Origin of the sequence: Gimesia aquarii (assembly GCF_007748175.1) — a bacterium.
Lineage (GTDB): Bacteria > Planctomycetota > Planctomycetia > Planctomycetales > Planctomycetaceae > Gimesia > Gimesia aquarii_A.
The window spans coordinates 6,854,124-6,878,484 of sequence record NZ_CP037422.1; the positions used below are offsets into that span (position 1 = coordinate 6,854,124).

Sequence of the window (24,361 nt, forward strand, 5' to 3'; positions counted from 1 at the left end):
TTGAAAGTTTACTCATCTTCCGCCGGTGGTTCGATTCCAAAGTCTTGAATCGTCAATAACGCTTTGAAGGGAATATTGCGTTTTTCAAAGTTCGCAGCCCCCCCTTGTAAACGATCGACGACCCCTAAAGCCTGCACCACTTCGCAGCCAAATTCTTCGGCACGATCAACAGATAACAACGCACTACCAGCCGTGGTAATGACATCATCCACAATCACGACTTTATCACCTGGCTGGACAGGCCCTTCCACATATTTATTCGTTCCATGTCCTTTGGGTTCTTTGCGAACCATAAACCCGTTGAGCGACTTTCCTTGTTCCGCAGCTATCGCCAGCACACCGGCTACAATTGGATCTGCACCTATTGACATGCCGCCAATGGCATCAAATTCGACGTCAGCCAACATTTCTAATAATCCGGTGCTCACTAAACGCAACCCATGCGAATGTAGTACAACCTGTTTTCCATCAAGGTAATAACTACTTTTTTTACCCGAAGCGAGTGTGAAGTCTCCAAACTTTAAAGCGCGCTCTCGAAATAACTCGATCAGCTTTTCCCGATCAAACATAAATATTCTCTTCTCTACCCTGAATGTGTGTCATTATGATGAAGAACCATTGATAAGCACATGCTTTATCCTTGTGCTCTCTCTGGTTCAGCCACACGTATTCTACAGGCTCGAATTCCACATTCAAACAGACTGCAGAGAAAGAATCACCCGAATTCGAGTTTATTATTACGTTCGAAAGCCATGGGACTAAAAAATTATCCCATAAAGATTTCTTAGGATCCGCTTAAGAATGCCTGCGAAATAACAATAAGAAATCAGGGACGAATCACAACTTCTGAGCCTATCCCCAGCATGTCGTAAACCTCAGCAACGTCCTGGTTGTGCATCCTCAAACAGCCTTTGGACTCTGCTTTACCAATCGAAGCAGGATTGATTGTGCCATGAATGCCATAGCTATCGCCAATATCAATCCATCGTTCGCCCAGGGGATTCGCCGGATCATCGTTGGCGATCACTCCCTCTGGACCATAATAAGTAGGATCCACCAACTTGTCTTTTACGAGAAATTTACCCGTCGGTGTGGAATGATCTTTGCCAGTTCCAATGGCATAACGTTTTACAAAGTAACCATGTGCATGCACGGTCAAAGTAAAATCACTCAAATCCACAAATACGGAAAATGGGCCCTTGATGACCTTGAGCTTCTGACCAGGTCTGATTTTTCTGGGGTCAATCCGATTCAGCTTTGACAGGTACTCCCAGGGAATCTGATATTGTTTTGACACTTTTCGCAATTGATCTCCGGGCTCTATTTCATGAGGTGTCATAAAATGTGGCTGAGGAGAAAAGTAAATCATGCGTGCGGTCTCTTCAATTCGTGATTTGATGACCGGGTATAATTGAGGTTGTTTCCAATAAATTTTAGAAAGCCGCTTATGAGCATCGATAATTTTTCCCTGCTGAATGAGTTGATCAATGGCGATCAGATCAGGAGTGGAATTTTCTGTCTGGCTTTTCCCTATTTCTTCATCAAAACTCGCATGCTTGGCCGTTTTGATCACACGAGCACTCGCACGTTTGATCCCTTCTGGCGGGTTCAATTTCTTCGGAGCATTGAGCTCTTTTGAAGCCAGTTGAGGCGAGACCTGATCCTCTTTGGCCAAAGGTTGTGCAGAAGCTTTGAAATGATTGGGTTCAATAGCAGCATTCACAGGAGAATCGACTTGAGGAGCCGTCTCTACAATCGTACCGGTAATCGTTCGCTTATAAATACGAGGTACTTCGATTTCTCTCCTATGGTATGTACGTTGATTATCACTTCCCTCCGTTAATTCTTCTGCGGGAGGTTCCGACTGAGCAATGATGGTTTCCTGCTCCAAAACCGGCTCTTCATCATCGGAAGTTTCTTGTCGCTTACCAGTCTCGGACGAATTTTGAGAAGAATCATCAATCAAGGCCCCGGTTTGTGCTCCGCCCACATGAAATGGAATCCACTCATATCTCCAGGCAGCAGTCCCCAAAATTCCCAGCCCTATAAACATTACGACTCGAAAGGGAGTCATTAGTCGGTTCCGTTGATGACTTCGCATCTTGTAATCATCCTTGATTCACAGTTGTTTCATGTATTATTTCGCAGATTGTTTTAACACGAAAGAGGCGGAACTATAGCAAAACACTCAAAACAAGCCTACCGCGATCCCGATAAAAATAAGTCGAAATTGTTGCGACATAAGTTATCTAACGACAATTGTTTAAGGGACTTTTTTAAGACCCTCTGATCGGGAATAATTGCAAAGATTTGCGAAAACAACACTAGCGAACAACTGGCTTATTGCATAACATTTGCAAAAACAACAGCACTAATCAGCGAAAGAATTTTCATCCGTAGTATCATTCTTCCATCGAACAAACGAGGTCAGCATGTCTTTGCTGCTGGAAAACGTCAAAAAGAGCTACCGGGAACCCAATGGTTCCATTCTCCCCATTCTGAATATTGAACGATTTGAACTGAAAGAAAGTGAACAGGCCGTGCTGATTGGCGAGAGTGGTTCAGGGAAATCGACCCTCCTGAATGTCATCTCGGGAATTACTTCAGCCGATAGTGGAAAAGTAACCATTGCCGGCACCGAAATCGCTTCGATGGCGGAGGTGGTCCGCGATCGATTTCGAGCCGAACGGATCGGTTTTGTTTTCCAGACATTTAATCTGTTACCCGCTTTTTCTGCTTTGGAAAATGTCTTACTAGGTATGAGTTTCTCACGCGAAAAACCAAATCGGAATCGCGCGAAAGAACTCTTGGCACAGGTTGGCTTGGAACATCGCTTACATCATCGCCCCCAACAAATGTCTGTTGGAGAACAACAGCGTGTGGCAGTCGCTCGCGCATTGGCCAATCAACCCAAGCTCTTACTCGCAGATGAACCTACCGCCAATGTGGATATTTCCAACCAGGAAACGATTCTGCAATTATTACGAGATGCTTGCGCACAGAACCAGATTTCGATGCTGCTGGTAACCCACTCGCAAGAAGTCGCCAAACAGTTTGACCGCGTGGAAACGTTATCTGATTTTAATAAAATTCACGCAGAAATATAACACTCATTTTATTCATGATATTTTTTATCCTCAGTGAACGAAGTAATTCCCCACTATGAATACTGTCACTATTGCCTGGAAAAGTATCCAACAACGTCGCGTCTCCTCACTGTTAACGGCTTTGAGTGTCGCTTTGGGTGTCACACTCTTGGTCTCCGTCCTGGTCATCAATGACGTCATTGACCGTATGTTTAATCAGACTGCCAGTGGCTATGACTTGATTGTTGGCGCGCAAGGCAGCCCACTGCAATTGGTCTTGAGTACCGTCTTTCGCGTCGGAGCACCGATCGAAAATCTGCCTTATCGATACTACACCGAATTGAAAAAAGACCCACGCATTGAGGAAGCCATTCCTTTTGCCATTGGTGATGTGACACAGAAAGGTGCGTTCCCCATCGTGGGAACCATTCCACGTTACTTTGCGCTGGAATACATTCCCGGTCGCCATTTTCGCATTAACAAAGAGGGAAAATTTCTACCGGGAACCTGGGACGCCGTGATTGGCTCTGTGGTTGCGAAACAAAATAACTGGAAGATGGGCGATGAATTCCAACTGATTCACGGTTCCGCAGAAAGTGGACACGTCCATGATGAAAAATTTAAAATTGTGGGTATTCTGGCACCAACGGGAACCCCCAATGATCGTACTGTGTTCGTAAACCTGCGTGGTTTTTATCAGGTCTCCGGGCATGAAAAACCTCTGGATGAAGCGCTCAAACGGGAAGCCGCTTTTTTTGGAGAAACGCTCGATGAAGAAAAACTGAAAAGGTTGATGAAAGAGAATGCAGCCCATGATCATAGTGGTCATGATCATGGACACAACCACGCACATGAAGTACCCGATGCCCAGAAAGAAGTCACCGCGATTCTTGTACAAATGAAGGGGGACCGATTACGCGGATTTACAACAATCAAGTTTCAGTCTGAACTCAAAGAGGCGAATCAAGCGATGGCCGTCAATCCGATTCGGCAAATCAGCTGGCTGATGACTAATATCGTGGGCAATGTGCGCACGATGCTCATCATTTTGACATCGTTGATCATTGTCGTTTCCGGCGTCAGTATTTTCGTCAGCATTTATAATTCGATGTCGGATCGCAAAAGAGAAATCGCCATTATGCGCGCCCTGGGTGCCGGGCGCACTACCGTCTTTTCGATCATTCTTTCTGAATCCGTGCTGCTCTGTCTGGGTGGAGGCATCTTAGGAATCATCCTTGGACATGGTCTCGTCTTCATCGCCTCTCCCATCATCGAAGCACGTAGCGGACTGTTGATCAACCCGTTTGCATTCAGCTCAATCGAATTGATCCTGCTGCCGATCCTTGTCGTGCTAGCTTCACTGGTAGGATTTATCCCAGCTATGACCGCATATCGAACTGATGTCGCCAGTACGTTAAGTGACTAAGCTTATGGACCAAACCATAAGAATAATTATACAAAAAAACACTTCCAGCAATTTCTAGTGGATCTGTCTGATAGTGTATTGAAGACAAGGCTCATAAGTGTCTATTTAATAATGTTTTATACTCTTTCTATCTCTTCAGATTCATTTTTTGAATGATTCTGATTGTCAGATACATGCCTTGCATTCTTTAAGATTGGTTAAATAATCAACAGAAATGAAATTCTCTCCGTATATACTATATTAGTAGTATTATGTAAGCTGCTTAGAGAAGAGAACTATGGAGTGATTATTCCGGTCTTTGAAATTAATAGGGGTTCTGACTCCTCTCTCATGATTTCTGTGGTTTTCTATGGGAATTCAGGGGTGATCTGCCCCTTTTAGCATGATATGATTTAAATAATAGGAGTTGGACCACCTCGAATCTCTGAACGCATTCAGTGTAAGTGAGTAGTCACACTCTATAACTATCATATTCGTTTTTTCTTAATTTTCATTCTTGCTGAATTTTGAAAGGCCTTGCAAAATGTCGCAAGTTCTTGATGGATCCAATCAATTTTTGCACGACGCCGTCGATACCGAGAACGAGTTTTCGTACAAACCTGTGCCTCCTACTGCCGTTGTTGGTTTAGCATTAGGATTGCTCTCGTTCATCGCATTGTTTGGAATTATTGGTCTGGGGATTGCCGTCGTCGGAATCATTGTTTCTCTCATTAGCTTATTCAGTATCAAACGCGCTGCGGGTGAACTGGGAGGTAAAACAGTGGCCATTGCAGGGGTCGCGCTCTCCGCATTTTTCTTAGCCACTGGAATTTCCTATCAGTCTTATGTTTACGCGCATGAAGTCCCAGACGGTTTTCAGCGACTCAATTTTACCAGTGATATTTCCGCCAAAGATTTTATTCAGAAAGACGGGGTTACGCGAGTTGATCCGGAAGTACTGAAGCTGGACAAACAAAAGATCTTCCTCAAAGGTTACATGTACCCTACCAGAGATACTAAAAATCTGAAAAACTTTATTCTCGTGAAAGACAATGGCCAGTGCTGCTTTGGGGGACAACCTGATGCCAAAGATATGATCCTGGTTGAAATGCAAGGCGATCACCGTGCTGATTTTTATGCTGGACTGGTAGCAGTGGCTGGCGAATTTCAGGCCGAAGCCCCCACACAAGCAGGTGAACTGAGACCCGTTTATCAATTAAAGGGAACACATTTTGAACAGGCAAGGACCGCCTATTAATCATTGTGTCTTTGAGAAACAGAGAGAAAGAACTATTATAAAACTTGTTTACCGAATGGCTCAGATTGATTGACAGTCTGAGCCATTATCAACTTTGTAACGAAGTTGGTGCAACCACCCGATCATCAGGAGTTTGATCACGTGCAGGCCCACCTTTATCCCACCCGGCTGACAATATTTTTTTTGGCCTTTCTGATTCTGAGTAGTCTTTCTGTTTTAGAAACAGGCTGTACATCATCAGAGCCGACAGAGTATCGCCAGTTCAGCGATCAGATTGACCAAAAGAGTCAGGATACTAGCCCCACTGAGATTGTCGATTCAAAATCATCTGTCGACAGTCAGCAAACACAAAATGCTGAAACAAAATCTCCAACAGAAGTAGCCAATCCAAAGGAAACCCCTGAAGACAAAACACTGGCCAAGACAACCGCAAAACAGATCGCCCCAAAAACGGAAACCAAAGCTTCGGAAGATAAAACTCTGGCTCTTATCGCGCGCAAACCGGATCCGAAAGATCGTGCGTTAACAGAACAGGAAAAAAAAGAGCTGGCTGCTCTCGAACCGCGGGAAGTCAAATTACTCATCAAAAATCGTACTTTTCAAAAAACATCACCCGGAGACGCTCTGCGTGTCTCCTATGACGATATTGATTTGTTGAAAGTGTTGAATATGGAACCGGTCACTCCCAATGCACCAGAATTAATGCCACAATGGTTAAAGAATCTGGATGGCGCACGGATTCGTATTCGAGGGTTTATGTACCCTCCCTTTCAGCAAACTGGAAATGAATTTTTCATGCTGGCCCGTGACAATCAGATCTGTTGTTTTGGGAAAAACCCGAAAATTTATGACTTATTTCCTGTTGTGATGCGTGACGGTGTGACAACCGACTATATTCTGAACCGCCCCTTTGACGTGGTAGGCACGTTCCATATAAAAGCGGAATCCATCGATGATGAACTAGAGCGTATCTATATGATCGACGACGCCATCGTTATCGATCAAAAATGATGATAGAATCACTGTTAGAAACATATTAAAAATTCAATTTCAAGAAACATATTTCAATCGCCACGAGGTCAGGCAATGAATCGTCTCAAACACTACATCAATAACCGATTTTTTATGGGACTCCTCTGCAGTCTGATTGTGATTTCACAGTCAAACTCCTCGGTAGCCTGCCCTTTCTGTTCTGCCCCATCACTAACCTTAACCGAGCAGCTCTCGCAATCTGATGTCGCAGTACTTGCACAATGGACAGAGGCGGAAAAAGGCACGTTAGAAAAAGCCGGTAAGACGGTGTTTGAAATTAAAGAAATTGTCAAACAGTCGGACAAAGACAAACTGAAAGTCGGCGACAAGATCGTTATCAATCGTCATCGTCCTGGTAAAAAAGGAAACTTGTTTTTACTGCTCGGTACCAAAGGCACGAGCGTTGATTGGGGGGACCCGATTGAAGTGACAGAAACGAGCTTCCACTACATCTCACAAGCACCTCCTCCTGAGGAAAAGACATCCAAGCGTTTGCGTTACTTCCTGAAGTTCCTGGAATATCCTGATCAGATGGTCGCAAACGATGCGTATGCAGAATTTGCCAATGCTCCTTATGAAGATATCACTCCTCTTGCGAAAGACATGCCACGGGAAAAAATTCGGAAATGGGTCGTTGATTCCAATACTCCCGTGACTCGCCTGGGGCTATATGGTCTGTTACTGGGGTTATGTGGACAGGAATCTGACGTCGCCTTTATGGAAAAGAAGATTAATGAACCAACCAAAGAGTTTCGACTGGGCATTGATGGTGTCATTTCTGGATATCTCCTACTGACTGGTGCAGATGGTTTGGACAAAATTGATGAAACCAAGTTTATCCCCAAGAAAGTTGCCTTCAGCGAAACTTACGCCGCCATGCAGGCACTACGTTTCATGTGGACTTACGCGGATGGCCGCATCAGCAAAGATCGCTTGCGCAAATCAATGCGATTATTACTGGATCGTCCTGAGTTAACCGATCTCGTTGTGGCTGATCTCGCACGCTGGGATGACTGGAGCGTCCTGGATCGCTTGATGAAAATGTATGGTACGGGAGATTATGACATCCCTTCTATCAAGCGTGCCATTGTGCGTTATCTGCTGGTCGCTTCCAAAGGCAAGAACAAAAAAGGAGGCGGTGCAGACCCGGCAACGGCGGAAAAAGCAAAGTTGCTGCTTGACAAATTACGTAAAGAAGACCCCAAAACAGTTAAAAGTGCAGAACGCTTCTTTTTCTTCAAATAAGAAACACAGACATTTTGACATCTGGATTTTTTGGAGCCGCGTGAGGGACTAACGGTCACAAAACTTGTCTCAATCACCAGAAGGATCTGGAATGACTGGACGAAAACAACACATGAAAGTTCGCATTGATATAGGACTGCTGAGTGCACTACTCATCTTTTCAAATGCAATTGTGCTTCATGCATGCCCTTTCTGCTCTGGCCCCTCGCGAACATTGACTGAGCAACTCTCTGAATCTGAAATAACTGTTCTCGCGAAATGGATTGAAACAAAAAAAGGGACACTGGAAAAATCTGGTAATACGCTTTTTGAAATCAAAAAAGTTATTCGTAAGTCCGACAAGGACCATTTGGATGTTGGCGGTCAGATCATCATCAATCGGCATCGCTCCGGGAAAAGAAGTCAGTTGTTTTTATTACTGGGAACCAACGAGACCAGTATGAATTGGAAAAACCTGATTCCAATTACTGAAACCTGTTTTCAATACATTTCTCAAGCTCCTCCCGCAAAAGAACAAACATCCAAACGCCTGCGGTATTTCCTGAAGTTTCTGGAACACTCAGATCCGATGATCGCCAATGATGCCTTTGCTGAATTTGCAAATGCTCCCTATGAAAAGATCACTCCTCTCGCCAAAGAGCTGCCGCGAAAAAAAATTCGAACATGGATTGTGAGTCCTGATACCCCTGTAGTCCGATTGGGGTTGTATGGCTTGTTACTGGGGCTGTGTGGACAGGAATCAGATATTGCATTTATGGAATCGAAGATCAATGAACCCGTTAAAAAAGTTCGATTTGGCATTGATGGCCTGATCTCAGGATACCTGCTACAGACCGGTGCAGATGGTTTAAACAAAATTGAACAAACTAAATTCGTTTCCGAAACAGTTCCTTACTCTGAAACAAAAGCCGCGATACAAGCGTTGTATTTTATGTGGGCTTATGGAAATGAACGGATCAGCAAAGAACGATTGCGAAAGTCAATGAGATTGCTGCTGGATCGACCTGAGTTAACCGATCTGGTAATCGCGGATCTTGCACGCTGGAATGATTGGAGCGTACTGGATCGTCTAATGCAAATGTATCAAACAGAAGACTATAATAACTCTTCGATCAAACGCGCTATTATAAGATATCTTTTGGTCGCCTCTAAAGGCAGAAACAAAAAAGGAATTGGTGCCGATCCCAATACTGCGGGAAAAGCAAAGCAGTTGCTTAAAAAACTGCGTGAAAAAGATCCGAAAACAGTTAAAAGCGCAGAACGCTTATTCATCGTTCGATAAGTAAGGATTAGAACGCATTTCGTTTTTTTGCCCTGCGAACAGTGTCAGTCAATCGAGCATTTCGCTAGAGTAGCAGTACCGGTAATTTCTTATTTTAACTCTATCTCTTTAGAAATATTTGATCATGCCTCGTACAATTTGTACTGCGAAAATGTGTGAATTTGGACCCCATTTTGAAATTCTTCAAGACGGTGGATTTGAAGTAGCCACTGTCCCCGCCGAGGTTGATTTACGAAAAGAACCAGATAGAGTCGTCGAACAAGTAGAGGGCTTCGATGCCATCCTTGCCGGCGCGGAGATCTATTCTAGAGAAGTCCTGGAACAACTTCCGGACTTAAAAGTGATCTCACGTTATGGGGTTGGCTTTGATGCCGTCGATTTACAAGCCGCAGATGACCTGGGAATTGCCGTCACAATTACACCCGGTGTGAACCATCATTCGGTCGCAGAACAAGCTTTTGCTCTATTAATGGGAGTAGCACGCTTGACTCGCTCACAAGACCGTGCTGTTCGTAGTGGAAAGTGGGAACGAGCTCTTACACCCCGTGTCTGGGGAAGTACCATTGGCATTGTGGGGCTGGGGCGTATCGGTCAGGCAGTCGCAACTCGTGCGATTGGAATGGGAATGCAGGTTCTCGCTTATGACCCCTTTCCTAATCAATCATTTGTGGCCGAACATCAGATCAAACTCGTTGATCTCGATGAATTACTGAAACAGTCAGATTACGTCACGTTACACCTGCCTGTAACATCAGAGACTATCGACATCATTAATAAAGAGACCCTGGCAAAAATGAAATCCGGTTCTGTTTTGATCAATACGGCGCGCGGGGGGCTCGTTGACGAGGAGGCCTTGATTGAAGCTCTTCAGTCTGGTCACTTACGTGCCGCTGGTCTGGATGTTTTCAAAAAAGAACCTTTGCCCGTTGAAAGTCCGCTGATAAACTTAGAAAATGTGTTATTGAGTTGTCATATCGGCGGTCTGGACAAGGAATCTCACCGTGATGCGTATGCCATGGCAGCTCAGAACATTGTAAAATTATATCAGGGAGATTGGCCTCAGGAGTGCGTTGTGAATCTGAAAAATACAACCGGCTGGCAATGGCCAAAGTAACTTTATTGTCAAACTACGCATATTGATATCTTCAGTAGCAAGAAACTGGACACATTCATAATGACATCACTTCATTCCAGTTTTCTCAAAATCAGTCCCCGTATTTCAGTTTTACCACTGATCCATGGTAGTGGCGATTACGCCATTGAAGTACGCCGTGTCATGTTGAACAACGAGTTTGATTGTCTGGCCGTTCCATTGCCCCCCTCATTTCAAGCCAACGTCGAACGAGGTATCTCGTTTTTGCCAAGTATCACCGCTGTCTTGCAAGAAGAACCTCCCATCTCCGGTTCTGCTCCCTGGGAAGAAGATGACGAGGAAGAGGAAGACGATATTCAGCGTGTCTGCAGCTATGTTCCCATCGATCCCTGTCAGGGAGTGATTGCCGCCCTCAGGCTTGCGATGATGGAACACATTGATCGCCATTTTATCGATCTGGAAACACAACGCTTTGAAAGTATTTCTGCTTCATTACCTGATCCCTATGCATTGAAGAAAGTGCCTCTTGAAAAATTTTCCGCGGCAGTATTGCCAGCCCTGAATAAATTACCTGAAGGACAGCCTCTGGATCGCTGTAAGATGATGGCGCATCGTTTGCGCGAATTGGAGAAGAAATATAAATCGATTCTGCTGGTCTGCTCACTTCTGGATTGGCCCTGGATTCACGATGCCTACATCGAACAAATGCCACTGGAGGTCGAAGACGAAGAAGTCAACGAAACGAATATTTACACTGCAGATTCTGAAACCCTTTTATTTTTACTTGGTGAGCTCCCCTATATTACAGGTCTGTATGAAGCAGCCCGCTCCGAACTGAATGATGATGAGAATCTGTCAGTCGATGGCATCAAGGAACTGGCATTGACTGCTCGAGATCGTTATCGACTGGAATTGAAATCACGCGGCAGAAAAATCACCCCGAAAGTCCTTTCCGTCTATTTTCGTTATATACGCAATCTATCACTTATCGAACGACGTATGACACCCGACCTATATACGCTGGTCAAAGCAGCCCAACAAGTCGCCGGCGATCAATTTGCCATTCAAATTGCAGAAACAGCGCGAGAATACCCATTCGTGCATTTGCTGCCATTCGATAAAATCAGCTTTGGAATTGAACAAGCTCAACTCCCCAATGGCACAATGTTTGAGTTGAGTAACCGCTTACCGGGTAACCCTATTTCCTGGAGAAATTGTGAACTGACCCCAAAACCTCCTAAGCCAAAACAGGATGAATGGGAGATGAGGTGGGATCCATTTAAACAATGCAGTTGGCCACCGGAAGACGTCGCCATAGAAAAGTTTCGTACCAGTGTCAAAGATCATGCACTTTCTCTTCTGGGAGTGGATCTGGCACGAACCGAAAAGTTTACAACAAGCATGAAAGATGGACTTGATCTCCGCGAAACGCTAAGGAACTGGCATACCGGTGAGATCCATGTCAAAGTGCTTCCTCCGAGTCGAGGTCGGCTTGATTGTGTGATCATGCTCTTCGACTCACCCGCAGATCCCCGAGACTATCCCTATCGACTTACCTGGCATGCTGAACACCAGGATGAATCGACACTGGCATTTTTTGCGACCGACCACCGTAAAGAAATGGTAGGACCTGGAATTGGTATGGCAACTTACGGCGGAGCACTCTTCCTGTTCCCTCCCCGGCCTGTCAGTGATATCTGGAATGACCTCCAGTTTGATTTTGTGGATACACTCGAAGAGCGTCTGCTGGTTGCTGCCTGCCATTATAGTGAAGAATCACATATCGCCCTGCTGAGTGAGGCGCCTCCCGGGATTGGCTGGCGACGCTTAGCAAAACGTTATCAGAAAAAATTGATTCATGTCCCACTGGGACGATTCAGTCAGGAAACCATCCAGCAACTCAGAATGTTCCATGTCCTTAATGGCCAGGAAATAAGAAGTTACGCAGCCCACTATATTCGAAAGGCGTGATTTGGTGCATACAGAATCTGTTATTCATGGTTGACCCGTACCACATTATTAGTTTTTTTAACAAATTGCCACATTGCTTATTTTTTCCGTGTTAATCACTTTGAGAAGCGTATAAAATACAAAGTTTGTTTTATGCTTAATCCTGCCTCGCTTTAACTCCCCTGCTATGGAGAACCAAAGATGACTGATTCTGTCAACCGTCGTACTTTTCTAGGTCAAACTGCAGCAGCCTCTGCTGCGAGTTTCGCTGCCCCAGCACTTCTTTCAGCCGCGAATAAAGCCCCTAGCAAAAAAGTCACTATCGGTATCATGGGTATGCAACGTGGACTCGCTTTGGCGAAAACATTTGGTGCTCTGGACGGCGTCGAAATCAAGTATGTTTGCGATACTGACGATAACCGAGCGGCTAACGCAGCCAAGACTGTTGAGAAAGCGACCCAAAAAGCACCCGAGCCAATCGCAGACTTCCGTAAAATTCTGGATGACAAAGCGGTTGATGCCCTGATCGTTGCAGCTCCCAACCACTGGCATTCACCAGCGACTATTCTAGGCTGCTCAGCAGGCAAGCACGTTTACGTTGAAAAACCTTGCAGTCATAATCCTAAAGAAGGTGAAATGATGGTTGAAGCCGCTCGCAAAAACAAACGTGCGGTCCAGATGGGAAGCCAGCGACGTAGTAGTGAATCGATTATGGAAGGGATTCAAAAAGTCAAAGAGGGGGTTATTGGCGATGTATACCTCGCACGCGCTTTCTACCAAAGTGCCCGTGGTTCAATTGGCACCGGTAAACCTGCTTCTGTCCCCGGTTATTTGAATTACGATCTCTGGCAGGGACCAGCCCCTCGCCAAAAATATATGGATAACGTCGTACACTATAATTGGCACTGGTTCTGGAATTATGGCAACGGTGAACTGGGTAATAATGGCGTGCATTCCCTGGATGTTTGTCGTTGGGGACTGGATGTAGATTATCCTACACGTGTTGTTTCGAGTGGCGGTCGATACGCCTACAACGATGATCAACAAACGCCAGACACACACGTCGTCGCTTACGAGTTTGACGGAGGGAAACAGATTACCTGGCAGGGAACTAGCTGCAATCGTCACAAGAATGAATTTGTCACTTTCTTCGGTAGTAAAGGAACATTGATTATTGGCGGCTCAGGCGGCTACAGAGTATTAGATGCCAAAGATAAAGAAGTTGAAAAAGTAGGCGGTGGGCAAGGCATGTCCGAGCATGCTCAAAACTTCATTGATGCCATACGTAACAATGAACCACTCAGCCTGAATGCCGAAATTGAGATCGGTCATAAAAGCACGTTGTTATGCCATATTGGAAACATTGCACATCGCACAGGTCGCACAATGACCTGTGATCCTTCGAATGGTCATATTCAAAACGATAAAGCCGCCATGGCACTATGGACGCGAGACTACGAACCAGGCTGGGAACCCAAAGTCTGATGCGGTTTAGCTTCTGAGGAACGAGAAATAGCAAAAAAGGGAGCCGGTATTTGCCGGCTCCCTTTTTTAGATGCCAAATCAAGAAATTCGCTATAAACACATCCGACAGTAATATGTTGAAGGTGATTAAAAAATACTACAAATATGATAAATATTTAAGGCTATAGAATTAAAGTTGATCAGCGATTTTCTTGGCTGCAGCCTGAATTTGTTTTTTGCTCTTCAATGACTCCATTTTTTTTGCTTCTTCAGCCAATTTTGGTTTACCCGCTTGTTCCAGACTTTCCGGAATTCCAAAGAAACCACTGTCGACTACCCCGGATTCTGCGATGCTATTTAATGTTGCTTTAATGGCCGATAAGTCCTGAACGGGCGGTGTTTCCTGATTGGCAGGCGCTACATCAACAGTACCTCCTCCTCCACAGCCTGTAAATAAAATACTAAATGACAGACAGAATAAACCCAGTTTATTCATTGGTAGCCTTTCTTTTGTTCGTAAATAATTTTTTACTTTTTAAATTTTTATCTTGAGAAGAAAAACAGCTCGGCAAAAAACAGAAATTACCGAGCTGATTGATGAATGCCGTTAAACAATCGGTGGCTTACTCGCTGATGCTAACAGCGGCACCATCGGCAATCGCTCCTAATTGCTGCCATTTCAGCAGATCAATATTTTCTGATACAAAGTGCACAGAACCATCGGCCATCAAAGCATGAGCACCTCCGGTGTGACGGCTTCGTGCTGCCTGAGTTGCTGGTGCATCACCTCCTGCATGACCTCCGTTACCAGTGCTACAGTCATCATTAGGTGAGTTGGGAGTATTCCAGGTGTTGAACCAGGTTTCATCACCCCGCATCCAACGCGATCCACGATGAGAATAGAAAGCACCTGCTCCAGCACACGCTGTCCCATGTGCATCCAGCAGTGCTTTTGAGGGAAATGTTGTATTTCTGAAAGGAGATGTAGGAGAAGTGAACGTTACATTCCGGCGTACATCACCATTACGATCAAAAGCACTTGAATTAGCCGATCCCATAATGCGTTCCGCCATAGCAACTACATTTGATGTTCCATCCAGAATATCAGAAACTCGGGTAACAAGCTGATAACGGGAAAACCCTAACTGAAATTGGCGGTCCGGGTTAAATCCCATGCAAGGACCGGCCGACATATAGTAATTCAAATGACCTTCCGAATAGATTTGATATCGCGGATCGGAAGGACACCGAAAAACTTCAATCCCAGCAGCTCTAATTACTTGATCGGTGTTAGGAGACTCATCGCAGTGAAAATTAAAATCCATAGAATTATAGATACTGGCCTGATCCATGAATGGTAGCAACATTGTCTGGGTACTAAAGCCAACCCAAGGTGTAGTCACCCCACTTCTTTGACCAGGAAGTACCAACTGGCCAAAACAACGATGAGTTTCATGGTAGTTGTGCAAAGCTAAACCAAACTGCTTAAGGTTATTTTTACACGTTGATCGGCGCGCTGCCTCTCTCGCCTGCTGCACTGCAGGTAATAGTAGTGCAATTAAAATCGCAATGATGGCAATCACAACAAGCAATTCAATGAGCGTAAAGGCTCTTCTCCTGCGTAAAAGATGCATCGAGACTCTCCTGATAAGTAATTTAAATAAGGTAAAAAGGACACGTTAAACTACTGACTTAGTAGAAAACGATACTATCTGTTGAGGGTGGAAATAAGAGGATGACTTGGCAATAGACAGTAATTTTATGGTTATTCATACTAAGCATACAATTTTATGATTTCTTAAAGAAAAAACAATGTTTTCATCTATCAAAATCATGATAAAACACTCTTTATTTAAGTAATTACACTTATTTAAGTACCTTAATTTTAATAACTTACATTTAATTAGTCTTGTAGACGTGTATATCGATAGAGGCATATGAAGTGAGCGTTTGCACTGGATTCAAACAGCTTCTTATTGTTTGAAAAGATCATTTTTTGAGTCAGGTTCCAGAATAAGGTTTGTAGCGTTAACTTTAAGTGAATTCCATTTCTGCTGAACACCTGAAGGCCAATAAATGCTTATGCCATTGAGAGTTACTTTTTCGCCTACTCCCCAATGCAGACAAAAATCGCTGGAAGAGAGATAACTACCACCTCCTTTGATCTGTCGTATCAGGTTCCCTTGACTTGTATGTAGCACCGCACGTGTGCCAATTGCATCGCGATTACTTCCTCTTCCAATGAAACGTACGGAAACCCACTGGCCTTTTGTTTTGGTCGTATTTTTAAGGATTGCTGGAGGGTCACTGAAATTTGAGATAGACACATCAAGATTGCCATCGTTATTAAAGTCTGCCAAAGCTAATCCGCGACCAGTATGGGACTGTCCCAAATAAGAAGAATCGTCATATTCAATCTGAGCAAAACGTCCGTTTTGGTTTTCCAGATAAAGAGGCTTTTGTCGAAACGGAGAATTCGTAGAAAAATACGCGACATGCCCATTTGCCACAATCAGGTCTTCGTCTCCATCCCAATCAAAATCGGCACACGCTGTCCCAAAACCCACAAATAAATCTCCTATCGAAGTCACTCCAGTATCATTACTGACGTGTAAAAATTGGGCATCGCCATCATTGCGGTATAAAGCGAAGGCTTCTTTCTCATAGTTGGCAACCCATAAGTCAGTCAAGCCGTCTTGATTATAATCCATGATGTCAACGCCCATACTTCCATTGGGCGTTCCCAGATCATCAACGGCAGCACCATTAATGAAACCAACCTCCTCAAATTTCCCTTGACCGTTATTCAGATACAAAAAATTCTCGACCGTATCGTTACAAACATAGATATCCAAATCGGTGTCATGGTCTAAATCTGCCAGAATTACACCAAGCCCTTTACCTTTTGGCAGTAAACTTACTTGTTCGCTGGCATCATAAAAAGTGCCATCGCCTCGATTAAAAAAAACAAGATCTTTGACTCCTGTGAAGGAGTGAGGAGAGCAAACATCAGCAACACCAGGCGTCAGATCACACTCTGGATGATTTTGAAATGACCAGTCAGCATATTGAGTGAGGTAAAGATCCAACAAGCCATCTCCATTAAGGTCTCCCCAACCAGCGCTGGATCCCCAGAAACAGTCTCGCAAGCCAGCAGCGATAGAAATTTCTTCAAACGTGCCATCGCCTAAGTTCTTCCAGAAAATTGAACCTCCATAACCAGTCACAAGCAAATCCTGAAAACCATCATTGTCATAATCGCCGACGGCACATCCATTACTATAAAATGCTTCAAGGTCCATGCTCGCTTTCTTTGTTATGTCAAAAAAACGAAACTCCCCAGTATGTCGTAACAAAATAGAGGGATAACCTTTGACAGTTTTGTTCTCAAATGTACCACCACCAGTATAAAAGAGATCGAGAAGTCCATCCCGATCATAGTCGAAAATTGCCGTACCCCCTCCAAGCGTTTCGAGAATTGCCAGTTCTCCCGCTTCCCGACCGTTACGGTAAGTGAACTCTAAATTCTGCTCAGGCCAAACATTGATGAATTCGGGCTGAATTCTCGATTCAGAATGTTTCTGTTGTGCCTGATTTTTGATGTCCACCGTTTGTGGACGCTCATCCATGACTGTCTCAGAATTACACCCGACTAACAAAACGCATAAACCAGATGCCAAGAATGCCAGGACTACTCGTCGATTGAAACACGAATACTGCTCGGTGAAACCCCTTAAATAACCATTTGATTTGATCATGTTTGTTTCCAGGTAGACTTCTATTTCTGGCCAGACAAGACTGGAGTCCTGGCAGGTGCCCTTTCAGAGATTCTTTTTTATCGCATCTGCTTTCTCACGATGCAGCTTCGCCAAACGTTGAAAGCTTTCGCCACGCGAAAGATTTTGTTCGTAATACCTGGCTAATTCAGAGTGAGCGCCCCGGTGATTAGGCTGATAACGTACAACACTATTAAGCCAAACGACACCCTGTAGTTCGGAAACATATTTCAAGTAAGCTTTTCCAATTTGAAACCGCAGTTCCACATTATTGGGCTCCTGCAGCAATTGATCCAACAATTTCTGAATCTCTTCCAGAGCATCATTCGTTTCTTTGATCAACAGACTTAATTTCTTTGCTTCCTGTTTCCTTCCTAAGCGGCTGTAAGCAATCACTAAAGAATTTTTTGCTCCCAGATCTCTGGGATTGGCCTTCGCTGCAGGCTCCAGCCATTTTAAAGCAGCTTCATAATTCTTTTCAGCAAGTTCCAGATTTCCCATTTCAAGATGTGCTGAAGAGTAAGCTGAAGATTTATGATCCCCCATTTCCTGATAGTCTTTTTGCAATTCTTCGGGATCTTTTGAGATCACCTCTGTCAGAATATTTTTCGCTTCCTGATTCCTGTTTAATAATCGTAAGCAACGCGCCAATCCTACTTTGGCGGGTGCCTGATGTTCTGTGTTATCCAGTGTTATTTGATAGTACTTCATTGCAGCTTCAGTTTTTTTACGAGTTAACTGAATCCGAGCCAAACTGTATGCCGCTGGTGCATATCTGGCATCTTTACTGAGTGTTTTTTGAAACTCTTCTACTGCTTCCTGCAATGCACGGTTATGTTCGAAGATTTTCCCACGCATAAAATTGGGAAGCGGATCTTCTGGAAAGTCGGCTTCCCAAAGATCCAAAATTTTTAGTGCATCATCAAACTGGTAGTTGAGAATGCAACTATTTACGTATGTCTCACAAATATCCTGAATATCCCCCTGCGGTTTAATGAGAAGTTCACTCAAGTGAATGCGTAAGTCAGCGTTATCTCCAATCTGTGCTTTTAACAACCATTGCTCCTGAAGATACTCCTCACTGGATCCAGCCAGTTGATAATAGTTTTTTAATTCTTGATATGCTTGTTCGACATCGTGTGATTTTCTGTATGAGCGTGCGAGCAGTATTCTGGTCCTTGGATTCTTCGCATTCAGAGCTTGTGCATAAGATAGCCATTGCTGTGCACTGTCTGGATTCCGATCTTGCAAACAGAGCTCTGCACGGTGGTGAAAGAAATCAAGCCACAGTCCCCGCCCCCAGACAAAAGAACTCAATAAGACAACGAAAAAAATGATGACTGAGAGAACGATTTTATTTCGCGCACTAGAGAGGGCTTTTTTATCTTTTGAGTCGCTAATATTGGTTGCCAATCGATCACCAGAAATATCATATCATGAATAATACTGCTGCTTCCGTAGAACGTAATTTTAGGTGTCTAATCTGTACTTTTCCTGTCCAAATGAAGAAATCAATCATAAAATTACTGATTTATCATTAGTTAATAGTGATTAACCTGTACTACGAATACGACTTGAACGATGTTGGCCAAAAATTCACAGGATCATGCTGTATTTTTAAATATTATTAAGAGTGGCTCTTTTGATGGTATTGTCATTTAGAAACTGGTAAGACTGATGGCAGTACCTAAAAGGTTCAATGCAAATCAGAATCGAAATTGTTTTTTAAGTCGATTTTCAATCAAGAAAGTGTTCATGAAATCTCTCGTTTTCTTCACTTGTATTCATCTTTTTACTTCCATGGTAGCTGCAGCAGAGATTGAGCGTATTTGGCTGACGCACAAAACGAATCAACCGAATAAAATTGTTGTGAACTGGTTAACAAATGAGCCTGGTGATTCGGTTGTAATGTATGGAATCTCTCCAGAAACAATGGAACGTGCACAAGTCAACGAATCAACAAAGCTGCATCATGTGGAAATTCCTTTGAATCATCGAGATCGAATCTATCACTACTCAGTTCAAACAGGAAACCAACGGTCTGCCGCTGCAAAATTTAAAGCATATCCCACCGAGATTCTCCGTGTCGCCATCATAGCAGACTGGCAATCTCAACCTGATTTATCCAGTTTGATCAAAGACGATGTCCATCTTTTGTTGACTGCGGGAGATAATATAAACAATCTCTGGCAGAAATGTGGACCTGGAAAACGTAACTGCATTACACCCTATGTCAATTTGATTGACGCCTATCCTGAATTATTTCGATCCACACCCTTCATGCCGATTCTGGGAAATCATGATCGTCAAATTCATCCCCGTGGTAGTAAGCCTCCTGCACATGCGGTCTATGATGTGGATGCCACTGCCTTTTGCCGCTTTTTTGAACTTCCCGATGAAGAATGGAAATGGCACTTTGAGATACCAGAGTTTGGTGTGCGATTCATTGGTCTGGACTTCAATCACATTTCCGATTTTGGCAATAACTGGCAAACCTGTCATGCCTTCGGGCGCGATTCTCAACAGTACCAGTGGTATCAATCGATTACCAAAAATGTACCGGGGCATCTTGTCACACTTTACAACGAGCGTAACGCCAGCATCCGCAATCAACTCCAGGGAGAATGGCACCAACTGTTTCAGCGAGGAACCATTTGTGTAACCGGCTTCGGTCATTTTGCCGAACGAGCAGAACTGGATGGGTTGACTTATTACAACACATCACTGAGTGGAAAAGGAAAACAATATTCAGATCCGCATTCGAAGTTCCTGGCTGGCAAAGATTCTTATTTATTGCTGACTTGTGATCGAAGCTCAGGCGAGATGAAAGTTGAGATAAAGAGCTTGGGAAATGAAGTCTTGGATCGCCAGAGCTTTGCCAAACCGGTACGTAAACAAACAACACCATAAGCGCGCAGCCTGTGGCGGACTTTCTTTAATAAGCCTGCGGAATGTGCTTTGTCCGACTAGTGGTCTTGCTCAGATTGTGTTTTCTGTTGTAGTTCCGGAATATAATCGGGAACAGAAAAATGTGTATCTTCACGAGGAGCCGGGCCACGGTTCAATTTATGCCACTGGCTGGGCTGAATCGCATGCGGAAGCAAATCGCACCCGGATGCCACAAGGGAGATACAAGGTATGGTCACAATTATGAGTGCTTTTGAGAGAGTTTTCATTGAGAGAGAATCCCGTTCCAATATGAGTACTCAGAAAATAGACGCGCAAGCAGCAAATACGCATTTGTTGCCTGTCTAAATTAATTTGTTAATACAAAATGGGAAGTGTTTCATTTGAGAGTTGAGAGATGAGGGGCAGATTTTAGCCAGACTTCGATTGCCTGCCAAGCCCTGTTCCTCAGGCAAAATTTGCCGAAAAAACATCATCGAGCAGACGTGCGTTTGGCGAATTCCTGCAACTGCTGTTTCAATTGAACAATAAGTTCTTGTCTCGCCATACTTTCCGGCATGAACCTACTACCAGCATAGGTTTGGTACCATTCCGACATACTTTGACTCTCAATTCGCCTGGAAAACTGCATCAATGTCTCTCCCGGCTTGCGGACGAGATTTTGTTTTCCTAATAAGCGATCCATTTGTGCCAACAGAGTATGCAATTCCTGGACATAAGCCGGCCTTTGGCGAAGTGTCGCCCTTTCTTGAATCCGCTTTCGATAGTGCCGAATCCCCCAGCTCAAACCAAACCAGAGTAGCACTCCACAAACAATGAGAGCCAAAGGTAATTGTGCCTCTGAGAGAGCCAGAATCCACTGCCCTTGTTGTAAGGCGGTTTTGATACGGGAAAATTGACTAATAAAAGATTCCCAATACTGTCTGAAGGAGCCAGGAGCGCGTTTGTCTGGTTGACCGGCAGGAGGTGTGGACTCTACTGTCACCCAACCCTGCTGTTCATCCCATGCTTCTACCCAGGCATGTGCATGACGGTTGCGGGCGATCCAGTATTGATCATAATCATTTCGTTCGCGTACGACATAACCAGTCACATAGCGGCAGGGAACTTCTGCCAACCTGAGTAATAGCGCGGTTCCCGATGCGAAATATTCACAATGGGCGTTTGGTTTTTTCAGGAGAAAATAGGTCAGCGGATCTTCACCTGCTGGTACCGTAATTCCCAACTCGTATTGATAGTGATCCTGAAAGTATTCCTGAACACGATTGATCTTCTCAGCAGTTGTCTTACAGTCAGCAAAAATGCGTTTGGCCAGTTGTTTGACTTCGGGAGAAATAGTATCAGGCAGTTGTAAGAGCCGTTGTAATGCCTGCTCTGGCTCAGGTCGACGTGGGATCAATTTTCTCGGAAAAAAGATCGCATAAGGATAACCAAATTTCAAACTACGCGATGTCAGAATATCCTGACTGTCATATTGCACGCTATCAGCCACAGCATGTACCAGTGGAGTATTCAGGGGGGCAAAGATATGCCCCGATGTCTCTGACCAAATTTCGAATTCAATCCAATCAGAAGATTTCGCTTCTCCAATCTGAAACCAGTCGCCATCTTGTAAAACATCGGTTTTGACTCCCGCCGGTGGTAACGCAACAATTGCTGCATTGTGGTTACCGATTTCTGAATGCCATTCTGAGTTAAGAAACTGCACGAATGCCCGGCCACGCAAATAGCCTGGTTCATCAGTCGATTTAACACGTAATTTGATTTGATTCGCGCTGGTGTCAAACTGTTTGGTGAGGCTACCCAATTTGGAAATTGTTGAGAAACCGGCACGGGAGGCGATTCCGGATGTCCGCGGCTCAATGATACGGTAGTAGAGTTGATCCAGTTCTCGCTCATAACGGTACAATCCCGTCGCGGTCAACCACGCCAGCAGCCATATTACGACAAAAAAGTTAGCGCGAACGAAATAGATTCCCCACGGATGTTTCTCTTTTTTCTTCTGATTACGCACAGAATGCCCTAACTGATAGAACACTCCGGAAAACAACACGAAACTAAAAACCAGAACCTGATATAGAAGATGCCTGGAACCATAAACAAGAATATCACCAATCAGAATAAACGCCACGATACCGAATAAAGGAAAGGAATTGGGCAGAAAAGGAACAAAGTGTTTATCAAAGAGCTGACGTAGCTGCACCGCCATTACAAACTGTGCGGCTGCGTAAGCCAGGGGAGTTCGAATTGCGAGCTGATCTAAGCCAAATTCATGCTGCGAAATCATGTATTTGACCATGAAAATGATGGCCAAAATACTGGTAGTCCAAAATACCTGCCGACTGGAAAAAGGGTGCCGTAAAATTGGCATATACGATAATGCGGACAGCAATACAATGCTGAATGAAAAAAAGAAAGTTTCTGAAAGAACACCAAAGGCGGCGCTCTCCAGACTAATCAAAATGAACGCAATTGTACGCTGTGCATTCATATTGAATCCACCTTCCCTTTCGCGATTTGATCGGGTGTGAAATGAAAAGCTGGGCCGAATTTCTCTGAATTATAAGGGAGCGTAGTCTCTCCATCATGAATGATGATCGTTTTTAAGCTGGAACCGGAATCTAATACAGCCCGTGCCATCTTTTCCCGTTGTTCGTCCCAATCAAGGAAAATACAAACTGCGGTCGAAACATTGGACAATTCCTCAAATACGGCTGGTCCGATCGTATCGAATGGATCATGTGGACAACGATCGACACATGACAGGATTTCCAGGACGTTATCAAAATGTGCCGTATGCCGACCTGCGCGAAATACGTACAATTCCGGTCCGGCAGCAAAGAGGTCTATCAAGTACTCTCCCCGCGAGAGAACATCTGCTATCGAAGCAGTCAAACTGATTCCTGCTTCCAGCACATCCATGGGTTGCGCACCTTCCGTTTTGGGTTGATAACGCTGAGTGATGGCTTTTATCATTCGAGTCAACCTGTCATCTGCAGGCATATAGGTATCTAAGATCAGAGCTATGCGACAGTAATACTCCTCCTGAAATTCTCGTACAACAGGTTTACCAAGTCGGGCCCAAGATCGAAAATCAAGTCTGCGCGCTGGCTCGCCAGGAACATATTCCCGATTCCCAACATATTCGGGAGATTCTCCCACATTGGAAGTCAGAGCAATCCCCCCCGGCTGAAACTTGTTACCGACAGGTAAATCGATACTGTTCAACTTATGAAAGGCTGGTAGTACCAATAATGATTTTCCGGGAAGTGCTGCATTACCAGATCGGTTGAGATGAAAGGGAAACAAGGTATGCACACCCAGCTTGGGTAGTGCATAAAACCCACGTTGTGGTGCATCAATAGTGACAGTAACGTCCACAGATTCTCCGCGCGGCAGAGATTTCAATGTATCATCGCGATCAGGTTGTGAGAGTGGTTTCTCCAACCAACGAAAGGCAACCGCCATATCGTAAACGGGTAACCAACCCCGGTTGGTCACGGTAAAATGCCCCACCGCAGGCTGGCCAGCTGTTGTCTGAGCAGGAAAATCTCCTGTTAATTCACACTGAGGCCTGAAAATCCACGAGACAATGCCATCGACGAGAATCAACGCCATCAAGATACTGAAAAGATTATAGATCGGCACAGAGACCGAAACCGTACCGATCCCTGACAGAAAAAACCCGAATAACAACAACTTTCCCGGATAAGTTACACGGTAGTACCAATAGTGCTTGTGCATTCGTACCAGGAGAAGACGATTGGTAAACGAATCCTGCTTTCTGATCGTGGGTGAATAAGGATCGTATTCCGAGACATGCATTTTAGATTCAACACTTCTCTAATCTAATGAGTTGAAAT

General features: G+C 44.4%; 19 protein-coding genes. 10 read left to right on the top strand and 9 right to left on the bottom strand.

What is annotated here, in order from left to right:
- Positions 1-8: 8 nt before the first annotated feature.
- Together pyrE and V202x_RS25865 are read right to left on the bottom strand one after the other, a co-directional pair.
- A complete protein-coding gene (pyrE, locus tag V202x_RS25860) occupies positions 9-569 on the bottom strand; it encodes an orotate phosphoribosyltransferase (protein ID WP_145179737.1) in 561 nt (186 codons plus the stop codon).
- A gap of 257 nt (positions 570-826) precedes the next feature.
- Positions 827-2,101, bottom strand: a complete 1,275-nt coding sequence (locus V202x_RS25865) for a L,D-transpeptidase family protein (protein ID WP_145179739.1) — start codon at positions 2,099-2,101, stop codon at positions 827-829.
- Positions 2,102-2,432: 331 nt separating this feature from the next.
- Between V202x_RS25865 and V202x_RS25870 the strand changes: the two genes are divergently transcribed.
- The 9 genes from V202x_RS25870 to V202x_RS25910 all read left to right on the top strand — a co-directional run bounded on the left by V202x_RS25870 (position 2,433) and on the right by V202x_RS25910 (position 13,836).
- Positions 2,433-3,107 carry an ABC transporter ATP-binding protein gene (locus V202x_RS25870; protein ID WP_145179741.1) on the top strand — a complete coding sequence of 225 codons (675 nt, stop codon included), beginning with the start codon at positions 2,433-2,435 and terminating at the stop codon, positions 3,105-3,107.
- Positions 3,108-3,162: 55 nt separating this feature from the next.
- A complete protein-coding gene (locus V202x_RS25875; protein ID WP_145179743.1) occupies positions 3,163-4,512 on the top strand; it encodes an ABC transporter permease in 1,350 nt (449 codons plus the stop codon).
- A 523-nt stretch (positions 4,513-5,035) separates the two neighbouring features.
- Entirely contained in the window at positions 5,036-5,749 is a 714-nt protein-coding gene (locus tag V202x_RS25880; RefSeq protein ID WP_145179745.1) for a DUF4190 domain-containing protein, read from the top strand.
- 141 nt (positions 5,750-5,890) lie between these two features.
- Positions 5,891-6,760: a hypothetical protein gene (locus V202x_RS25885; RefSeq protein ID WP_145179747.1), complete on the top strand. Its 870-nt coding sequence runs from the start codon at positions 5,891-5,893 to the stop codon at positions 6,758-6,760.
- 75 nt (positions 6,761-6,835) lie between these two features.
- Positions 6,836-8,026 (top strand): hypothetical protein, encoded by a 1,191-nt coding sequence (locus V202x_RS25890; RefSeq protein ID WP_145179749.1) that lies wholly within the window; start codon positions 6,836-6,838, stop codon positions 8,024-8,026.
- Positions 8,027-8,117: 91 nt separating this feature from the next.
- Positions 8,118-9,308: a hypothetical protein gene (locus V202x_RS25895; RefSeq protein ID WP_145179751.1), complete on the top strand. Its 1,191-nt coding sequence runs from the start codon at positions 8,118-8,120 to the stop codon at positions 9,306-9,308.
- Positions 9,309-9,432: 124 nt separating this feature from the next.
- Positions 9,433-10,422, top strand: coding sequence for a phosphoglycerate dehydrogenase (locus V202x_RS25900; RefSeq protein ID WP_145179753.1), 990 nt, complete (start codon positions 9,433-9,435; stop codon positions 10,420-10,422).
- 60 nt (positions 10,423-10,482) lie between these two features.
- Positions 10,483-12,372 (top strand): hypothetical protein, encoded by a 1,890-nt coding sequence (locus V202x_RS25905; protein WP_145179755.1) that lies wholly within the window; start codon positions 10,483-10,485, stop codon positions 12,370-12,372.
- A gap of 180 nt (positions 12,373-12,552) precedes the next feature.
- Positions 12,553-13,836: a Gfo/Idh/MocA family protein gene (locus V202x_RS25910; RefSeq protein WP_145179757.1), complete on the top strand. Its 1,284-nt coding sequence runs from the start codon at positions 12,553-12,555 to the stop codon at positions 13,834-13,836.
- Positions 13,837-14,005: 169 nt separating this feature from the next.
- On the opposite strand, the gene V202x_RS25915 is transcribed toward V202x_RS25910, so the two are convergent.
- The 4 genes from V202x_RS25915 to V202x_RS25930 all read right to left on the bottom strand — a co-directional run bounded on the left by V202x_RS25915 (position 14,006) and on the right by V202x_RS25930 (position 19,004).
- On the bottom strand, positions 14,006-14,311 hold the full coding sequence (locus tag V202x_RS25915; RefSeq protein WP_145179759.1) for a hypothetical protein: 306 nt from the start codon (positions 14,309-14,311) through the stop codon (positions 14,006-14,008).
- Positions 14,312-14,438: 127 nt separating this feature from the next.
- On the bottom strand, positions 14,439-15,449 hold the full coding sequence (locus V202x_RS25920) for a DUF1559 domain-containing protein (RefSeq protein WP_145179761.1): 1,011 nt from the start codon (positions 15,447-15,449) through the stop codon (positions 14,439-14,441).
- Positions 15,450-15,788: 339 nt separating this feature from the next.
- Positions 15,789-17,573, bottom strand: coding sequence for a CRTAC1 family protein (locus V202x_RS25925; protein ID WP_145179763.1), 1,785 nt, complete (start codon positions 17,571-17,573; stop codon positions 15,789-15,791).
- Between the two features lie 63 nt (positions 17,574-17,636).
- Positions 17,637-19,004: a tetratricopeptide repeat protein gene (locus V202x_RS25930; RefSeq protein WP_145179765.1), complete on the bottom strand. Its 1,368-nt coding sequence runs from the start codon at positions 19,002-19,004 to the stop codon at positions 17,637-17,639.
- Positions 19,005-19,346: 342 nt separating this feature from the next.
- Here V202x_RS25930 and V202x_RS25935 point away from each other — a divergent pair, with 342 nt between their 5' ends.
- Positions 19,347-20,501, top strand: coding sequence for a metallophosphoesterase (locus V202x_RS25935; RefSeq protein WP_145179766.1), 1,155 nt, complete (start codon positions 19,347-19,349; stop codon positions 20,499-20,501).
- 56 nt (positions 20,502-20,557) lie between these two features.
- Here the strand turns inward: V202x_RS25935 and V202x_RS25940 are convergent, their stop codons facing one another.
- From V202x_RS25940 to V202x_RS25950, 3 genes are all read right to left on the bottom strand, one after another.
- Positions 20,558-20,767, bottom strand: coding sequence for a hypothetical protein (locus tag V202x_RS25940; RefSeq protein ID WP_145179768.1), 210 nt, complete (start codon positions 20,765-20,767; stop codon positions 20,558-20,560).
- Positions 20,768-20,970: 203 nt separating this feature from the next.
- Positions 20,971-22,989 carry a transglutaminase-like domain-containing protein gene (locus tag V202x_RS25945; protein ID WP_145179770.1) on the bottom strand — a complete coding sequence of 673 codons (2,019 nt, stop codon included), beginning with the start codon at positions 22,987-22,989 and terminating at the stop codon, positions 20,971-20,973.
- Entirely contained in the window at positions 22,986-24,323 is a 1,338-nt protein-coding gene (locus V202x_RS25950; RefSeq protein WP_145179772.1) for a DUF58 domain-containing protein, read from the bottom strand. Before V202x_RS25950 ends, V202x_RS25945 begins: the two co-directional genes overlap by 4 nt.
- Between the last annotated feature and the right edge of the window lie 38 nt (positions 24,324-24,361).